This is a genomic window from Rhizobium sp. NFACC06-2, from assembly GCF_900101425.1.
Lineage (GTDB): Bacteria > Pseudomonadota > Alphaproteobacteria > Rhizobiales > Rhizobiaceae > Agrobacterium > Agrobacterium leguminum.
In genome coordinates, this window is sequence record NZ_FMVA01000035.1 from 1 (window position 1) to 7,130 (window position 7,130).

Consider the following 7,130-nt stretch of genomic DNA (forward strand, 5'->3'; position numbering starts at 1 on the left):
CTTGCGCGACTTCCCGGCCTCTGTCTTCAGCCAGGCCGCCAGCTTGTCGGCAAAAGGATCAAGCTTGCTCGGCCGTTCCGGTACCGTGAATGTCGGTTCGATCGTGCCCGCGTTCAGATACTTTGCGATCGTGTTCCGCGACAGCCCCGTGCGCCGGCTGATCTCGCGGATCGACTGCTTCTCGCGCAGCGCCATCCGACGGATGATATTTAAAAGTCCCATGTGGATCACTCCGTTGCCCCCGTCGCTCTCCGCGTTGGGGGGAAGGTTCACATGGCTCAATTCTCAATGGAAATTATGCGCCTAACCGGCTCAGTTCCGCGTGGAAACCAACAGTGGGGGGTCTTTCCTTTCGTACAATTTCCGAAGGCTCGTGGTCTCCGGCTCCGCATCGAGACTTCCCGTCGCCCGCTTGAATGCGGTCTTCAAGAAGTCATACAACATCGGTCCGCCAAGAGCTGCCGCGATTCCAGTGGTTGCTGGATATGCTTCAACAAGGATTATCAACTCGAATATGAAACTGCCTTGACGAGCAGGCTTCAAAAGAACCGAGGCGTTTTTCAAGGCTGTTGCCCGAGTAGTGATCTCTCCCGTCATGTAGGCATGAAGGGCAATATGGACGGCCCTAGTAATTCCGTCGATAGATGTTACCCCATCGTAGCCCGGAAGCGCATTTTGATCCGCTAACCCACCCTCGTAGCGAATTTTCAATTTATGCTCAGCTAATATAGCCATTAATCCCCCTCAAGAATCATAACAATACTGGCCAAGAATTCGACTACTGGTCACGTTATGTCAACTTAAACGGGTTTGACGATTTTTCTGCATCTCATGTGGGGCTACGCGGTCCACCGCGACGTCCGGAAGTGCGGTATCTGAGCATCGGCATCCTTCGGGGCCGTGTCGCGGACTGCGAGTCCTTGTAATTCTAAAACTTCGGCCTCCGTGCGGGCCCCGGCGCCCCCGCGTCGTCAGTCGCGCCCGAGGAGGCGACGGCGCTCGTCTGACGCTCAAGTTCCCATCGTAGGGCCGCCATCATCGCCCGGTCCCGGATTTCCCCTTCAGGACGGTCATGTCCGACTAGGCGAAGCGCGATCCAGTCCTGCGCCTTAATCATCTCCCGCAGCCACTCCAAGGCCTCCGGTGGAACGCGCTCTTCGATCAAGATCCGCGCGCGGTCCTTCGCGGATCGACGGTTCAGATCCTTCACCAGACGGTTCCAGGAGTGGCGGGGCCGTGGCTGATCAACGGGGTACCAGATCGGCTCAAGACCGCGTTCTCGTGCCCATGCGTCAGCGCCAAGCTCATAGTCCGAGGGTGGAGTCCGGCGATCCCGGCGGAAATTATTTCCGCGTTCAGGAAACGCGGAAGCGGAACTCTCCGGAACCAGAGCCAGCATCGCCGACAACAGGCCGAGCAGATGTAGCACGGTTCTCGAAGCAGGATCGCGGCGCCGCCGTCTCGCAACATTGCGGCGAATCCAATCAGCGCAGGTTCTCCGTCGCTTATTCAGCTTGAGTTCCCTATCCATGTGCGACCTCCCCAATCCTACAGGAAAGGATGAGGCAGCAGAAGGACCGGCGCAAATACGGGGCGACTACGCGACCTAGCTGTCCTTCAGATACTCCGGCAGCTTCGACTTCCAATCGCTCATGAGGATCAGGGTACACTCCACCGTTGCGCCGTCATTCTGAACGAGCTGAAGCTGTCCGGCTGGAACCGTCGCATCCCAGGCGAAGTTCTCAGATAACAGCCTTAGAAGCTCGCGCTTGTAGGCAGTGTCGAGATTGTCCAACTGGTCACCCTTCGTCTCCAGAACGGTGATGCGGGCAGCGCCGTTGTCGCGATTGGCCGCGAAGACAAAGTCCGGATAGACCTTGCCACGCTTCCAGCCTTGCAGGCCGTACTGAGTGCGGGCGACGTTGCGATGCCACCACTTCAGGGCCTTGTCTTCGTCCAGGTAAACGGCAACCTGTTGTTCGTCGCCGTTCAATTCGTTGGCGAACACCGGAGAGAACAGGCTCTTCTCCAGAGGGCTGCCGTCACTCCGGGGAAGGTGTTGCAGGCTCGCTGGCTCAGGAACGTCGAATTCGAAGGGCATGCGCCAGTTCTTGCTATCGAGCCGAAGTCGGAACTGAATCGTTCCGGTCCTGACCATCTCCCGGAACACGCCTTCCGCGAGTCCTGTGCGCGCGGCGTCGAGCTTGCGGCGCATTTCTTCAATGATCAGCCCGCCCAGTTCGCCGATCCTCTCAGCGGTGAAGCCACGCTCATCAAGCGCATCCAGAAGCTTGCCGACGATGGATCGCGCGACGAAAGGATTCGGCACGAGATCGGAGATCATCCGAACAGCATAGGCAGCATCGAAGATCAGGCTTTCCGCAGCCGCTGCCACCCGCTCCGCCTTAAAATGCTCGCTCGTGTCGGTGAGGCTGATGCGCCGTATCTGGCCCTCCGGGCGATGCGCATTGTCGGGAATCCCGGCTGCAATAGATGTAGGATCAAAGCCGCGCCAGTCCAGGCTGGCGAGAATGTCCGTCTCGTAATCGAGCGGACGGACATTCTCACCATCCACATGCAGCACCAGCGGCAGATAGATGTCAGTGGATGCGAAATCCTTGCGGCGTTGAATGGTGCGGCTTACCTTCGCGGTTGTCATTGCGTCGGTCTGAACCAACCGCAAGACCAGATCGCCGAGGCCATCGCCTTCCAGTGCCTTCTTGATTGCGTTCACAACGTCACCCGTCCCGGCGTGATGGGTCACGACGAAGCACTCATCCAGTTCGGGAATCTCGGTTTTCATGGCAGCCGGCTGGCGCAGAATGCGGCCCACTAGCTGCGTCATGGCGTTCAGGTTAGAACTTGCCGCCAAGGAGCACAGGACATAGGCAAAGGGGCAGTCCCAGCCTTCCTGAAGGGCTGATTTGGTGATGATGGCGCGAACTCGGTTGGTGGGTGCCAGAAGGTCAAGATTTTCCGGCTGGTTGAGGTCGTTCGTCTCCGCCGTCTTGATGGCGATTTCGGTGTCGTCGAATCCTACCGTCAACAGCCATTCTTTCACGTCATCCGAGTGTATGAACTCGGCATTACGCTGATCCTTGCCAGTACGTTCGACTTGCACCAGCATGATGGGACGAATGTACCGCCCAGTGTCGGCCCGCAACTGCGCCGCCTTGGCGTCGAGAAGGTTGAGCTGCTTTAGGGATTCGTTCAGCGTGCCCTTCCAGTCTGTCCCCTGCTTTGCAATCAAGTTGAGAGGCATCTTGATCATGCCTTCGCGATCAAGCTCAACGCCCGTCACCTCAACCAGAACATTCGAATAGCGGCCCTCTCTCGGATCATTCCCACCACGCGGCTGCACGTCGTGCGGCGTCGCTGTCAGCTCCAGAACGAAGCGCGGATTGAATCCATAGAGGGTCTTGAAGGCAAGGTCGGAAACGGCCTTGTGTCCTTCATCCAGAACGACGACGGGGCGGATAATGCGCAGCGCATTGCCCAGCGAATCCTTCACCATTGGGAACAGATCGTCATAGCAATCAAGGTTGCCAACCGACTTGATTAGTTCGGCATGCGCCTTCTGGTCGCCCTCTGGAGGAGTGAATCCCGCGACGTCCCCACGGTCCCGGAACATTTTTAATGTGTCCTTCGTCTCACGGTTCGCGGATTGAAGCATCAACAGCATTACGCAAAGCTGACCTTCGACGTCGCGCGCGTCAAGCCGATCCGACTTCTCCATGATCTTCACCCGCCCCGCAGCGGCGCGGTCGAGAACTTGGCGATATGGGTCCTGCCGGTCCTTCAACCTCTTCAAGGTCTGGCTGTAGATCGCCTCGTTCGGCACGATCCACAGCACAAACCCTGTATTGCGGTTCAGGAACCGCCCGAAGATCCGGGAAAGTGCATTGGCCGCCAGGAAGGTCTTGCCGCCGCCCGTGGGAATCTTGAAGACGACATTCGGCACAGTTCGGCCAATGCCATCGGCGCGAGGAGAGAAAGGAATCGCGGAACGCGAGGCAGGCAGCTTGCTATCAGCCTTCAGTCTCTGCCAGGCGGTGTCCGCGAAGTCCGGCGCGGCGATTTTGAGGTGAGGCTTGGCGGCCAGAAGCTCGGCCACCTCATCCGCGCTGGCCTTCTCCTGTCCGAGAATGTCGAGATAAGTGTCCAGCGTCTCCAGAACACGCTTCTGATAATCAAGTTCGCGAAGCATCCCCCTCAGCTCCGTTCAATGCGGTAGAGGGCGAAGGGTAACGGCACGAACTCCACCGGAAGGTTCTCATCCGCCAGCAACTTCTGGGAGACATATCGGGCAGGCGCGAATACGAGGTGTCTGTCTCCCGGATGCGCAGCCGCGAACTCGCGAGCCTTGGAAAGCGTCAGCGTCGCCTCTGGGGATTTCAGCCATTCAAGATCCGGCCTGTAGATGAGCCAGACATGCTGGCCGCTGACGGCGCCGAGATAGCCCTTCTCGAAATCCGCCGCCGCCGGATTAAAGGCATGGTTGGTGGCGGTATGGAACAGCACCGAACCCAGCGCCGCGAAGTCCGGAAGGGTTTCGCCTGTCAGGATTTTGTCCAGTTCCACTGCTGGACCCAGAGTGCAATAGGTGAACTCACCGCCCAGTCCTTCGGCGCGTTCAGCAACTGCCTTCTCACCCGTCAAAACCAGTTCCGAATCCTTGATTTCCTTCTTGATCCGGTCGAATTCGTGGCCGTGCAGGTTCTCAATGGCCTGCACCTTGTCCGTCAACCCATTCGGCTTTTCCAGCGTCCGCCAGTTAATCCGCTCCCGAAGAAGCTCAATCTTCTGCGTTCCCTTGAACGCGTATCCGTTGATGACTCGGCGCACGCGCTCGGCGGTCAGCGTGTCCGCGTTGACGTCGTCTCCTTCGTCCATCTGGATGAGTATGAAACGACGTGAGCCGCCATCTTGCTTGTTCAGATTGAGCAAGGCGTGGGCGGTCGTTCCGGATCCTGCGAAGCTATCAAGGATTAAGCTGTCTGGTCGGGAAGCAATAGTGAGGATCTTTTCCAGCAGACGGACGGGCTTAGGTGTTTGGAAGGGGACGCCGAGATTAAATGCCGTAAGCTCTTTTGCTGCCTCATCGGTATGACCGGAATTTGTGTGGGGCCACCAGGTTGTTGGAACCACAGTTCCGGCATCCTTCAAGTACCGCTTGTACGATGGAGCGCCGTCGCCGCTTTTGCCGAAGTAGGCAAGCCCTTGCGCTACGATTTCCAGCCATTTGCTCTCCTCTCTTGACCAGCATCTACCCGGAGGGGGGAGCTTGACAGAACCTTTCTCTGTAACGATCGGGTAAGATAGGTTCTCTCGTACGTTCGGCGCATCCCACGGGATTGCTCTCCATGGACCGTCTGGATCACCATCGATATTCGAATATTGCTTTGCCTGCTCTTCGTCCCGAGGAAGCTGATTTCTCAAGCGTTTCCATATTTCTGGTGCCTTTGAATAGACAAGGACGTAGTTATGAGAGTTGGAGATCGTTGTGTCGTTCGACACAGAATACCGCGCTTGCCAAGCGATCGAGGCGACAAAGGCGTCCTCTCCAAAAATCTCGTCCAGTAGTAGCTTGCCTCTGTGACTCTCGTTGTCATCGAGTGTGATCCAGATGCTACCATCTTCGGCGAGAAGCTCCTCAAGAAGCCGCAACCGCGGCCACATCATGGCGCACCACTTGTCATGACGGAGGCCGTCATCGATCCCAATGGGATTGGACGCAAGCCACTCCTTGATCATCGGCGAATTGACGTTGTCGTTGTACGCCCAGCCTTCGTTGCCCGTGTTGTAAGGAGGGTCAATGAAGATGCAGTCCACCTTGCCGGCATAGATCGGCAGCAGGGCCTTCAGGGCATGCAGGTTGTCGCCCTGGATGATCAGGTTGCCATCCAGCCGGGGAGTACCTATTCCCTTTTCGGCATGCATTTCCAGTGGGCGGAATGGAACCGAGAGGTGATGATTGTAGACGAATTCCTTGCCCTTGAAATTCAGCTCCGTCATCGTGGCCCCCGTCATATTCACGTATCAAATCAGGCCCCACTTAGAACCCCTCACGTCTCAAAACGCAAGGTCGAAGGGCGAGCCAGTCCACTGCGGCGTTCCGGGAGGGCTATGGAATACGGCGTCGGGGGCAGTCAGTCCCGCGTCCCGCCGCTTCGCTGACGCTCCTGTGGCTGCCACCAGGAACCGATCACCGCATGCGCGAATGCCCGCGGTCCCGCCAAAGCGGCGCGATGCTGACCGCTCCGGTATGCTCATCATCACTGGGTCCGGGAACACTCGAGGCCCTCTCGTCGGCCTCCGGACGGGCGGCGGCAAGAGGACATGAATCCTTGCGCGCAAGGATATGCCGGGTATCTGAACTTCAAGCTCCGGCGCGCGTTGCGAGATGAACGTTTCGGGGTGGGTTCGGATATCCCTCCGCGAAACTTTCCCTGTAGTACCTTCTCTGAAGACGATCGAGCTCCCGTTCGTGCAGTTCAAGATCGGTCACCGTCTCCGGCAAGACGATTCGGAAACGATCAGCCAGCTTTTCTATGCGGCCGCCCTTCGCAAACAGGCGCTGCGCAACACGTCGGCCATGCTCGATCGCGCCGGCCACGCCGATAAGCGATAAAACTGCAGCCGAGCAGGTAGGATGGCGCTGGATGGTTACCGTTGGGGCGTCGAACCGATCATATGCCTGCATCGCCAGCTTGATGATGCGGACCACACCCATACCCATAAGATAAGACCGCTCATGATCGGCATCGGTCCGCGCTGTTCCGTTGGTCGAATTTTCGAAATCAAGGTCGAGCTCGTTGACGGCGATCCGCATCAGCAATCCGAGACGAAACGTCAGAAGAAGTTCAAGGAGTCGTTGACCGCAATCCGGCGCATTATCTCGCCGGGGGCAGACTTCAGCGGGGAGATGTACAATCACGTAAAGAAGCGCCGGGACAAGGATTATCCTTGGCTTCAAAGCTTCGTGGACTCGTAGATGGCAATAACCGCCCTTACAAACAATCCTGGAACAGCTTGATCTCATTCAGCCAAGCAAGGAACGGATTTCGTCCAATGATCCCGGCACAAGATCGACCGGGCGCTTGCCATCCTTATCGCGGACGAGGCGATCG

At 57.7% G+C, this 7,130-nt stretch carries 4 protein-coding genes and 1 pseudogene; all 5 read right to left on the reverse strand.

The features are described from left to right. Positions 1 to 222, reverse strand: a pseudogene (locus F3H58_RS26890) (IS21 family transposase); the annotation flags it as partial. A gap of 90 nt (positions 223 to 312) precedes the next feature. Next, entirely contained in the window at positions 313 to 735 is a 423-nt protein-coding gene (locus tag F3H58_RS26895; protein WP_149744428.1) for a DUF7946 domain-containing protein, read from the reverse strand. An 871-nt stretch (positions 736 to 1,606) separates the two neighbouring features. Further along, a complete protein-coding gene (locus F3H58_RS26900) occupies positions 1,607 to 4,207 on the reverse strand; it encodes a DEAD/DEAH box helicase (protein ID WP_149744429.1) in 2,601 nt (866 codons plus the stop codon). A 5-nt stretch (positions 4,208 to 4,212) separates the two neighbouring features. Next, complete coding sequence (locus F3H58_RS26905; protein WP_149744430.1) at positions 4,213 to 6,015, reverse strand: site-specific DNA-methyltransferase; 1,803 nt, start codon at positions 6,013 to 6,015, stop codon at positions 4,213 to 4,215. 364 nt (positions 6,016 to 6,379) lie between these two features. Next, the gene (locus tag F3H58_RS26910; RefSeq protein ID WP_149744431.1) at positions 6,380 to 6,832 is read right to left on the reverse strand and encodes a hypothetical protein; all 453 of its coding nucleotides are present in this window, start codon (positions 6,830 to 6,832) and stop codon (positions 6,380 to 6,382) included. Between the last annotated feature and the right edge of the window lie 298 nt (positions 6,833 to 7,130).

Excerpts from the sequence above, each read along its gene's own strand:
- F3H58_RS26895 (WP_149744428.1), bottom strand. The coding sequence starts at position 735 with ATGGCTATATTAGCTGAGCATAAATTGAAAATTCGCTACGAGGGTGGG.
- F3H58_RS26900 (WP_149744429.1), bottom strand. The coding sequence starts at position 4,207 with ATGCTTCGCGAACTTGATTATCAGAAGCGTGTTCTGGAGACGCTGGAC.
- F3H58_RS26905 (WP_149744430.1), bottom strand. The coding sequence starts at position 6,015 with ATGACGGAGCTGAATTTCAAGGGCAAGGAATTCGTCTACAATCATCAC.
- F3H58_RS26910 (WP_149744431.1), bottom strand. The coding sequence starts at position 6,832 with ATGCGGATCGCCGTCAACGAGCTCGACCTTGATTTCGAAAATTCGACC.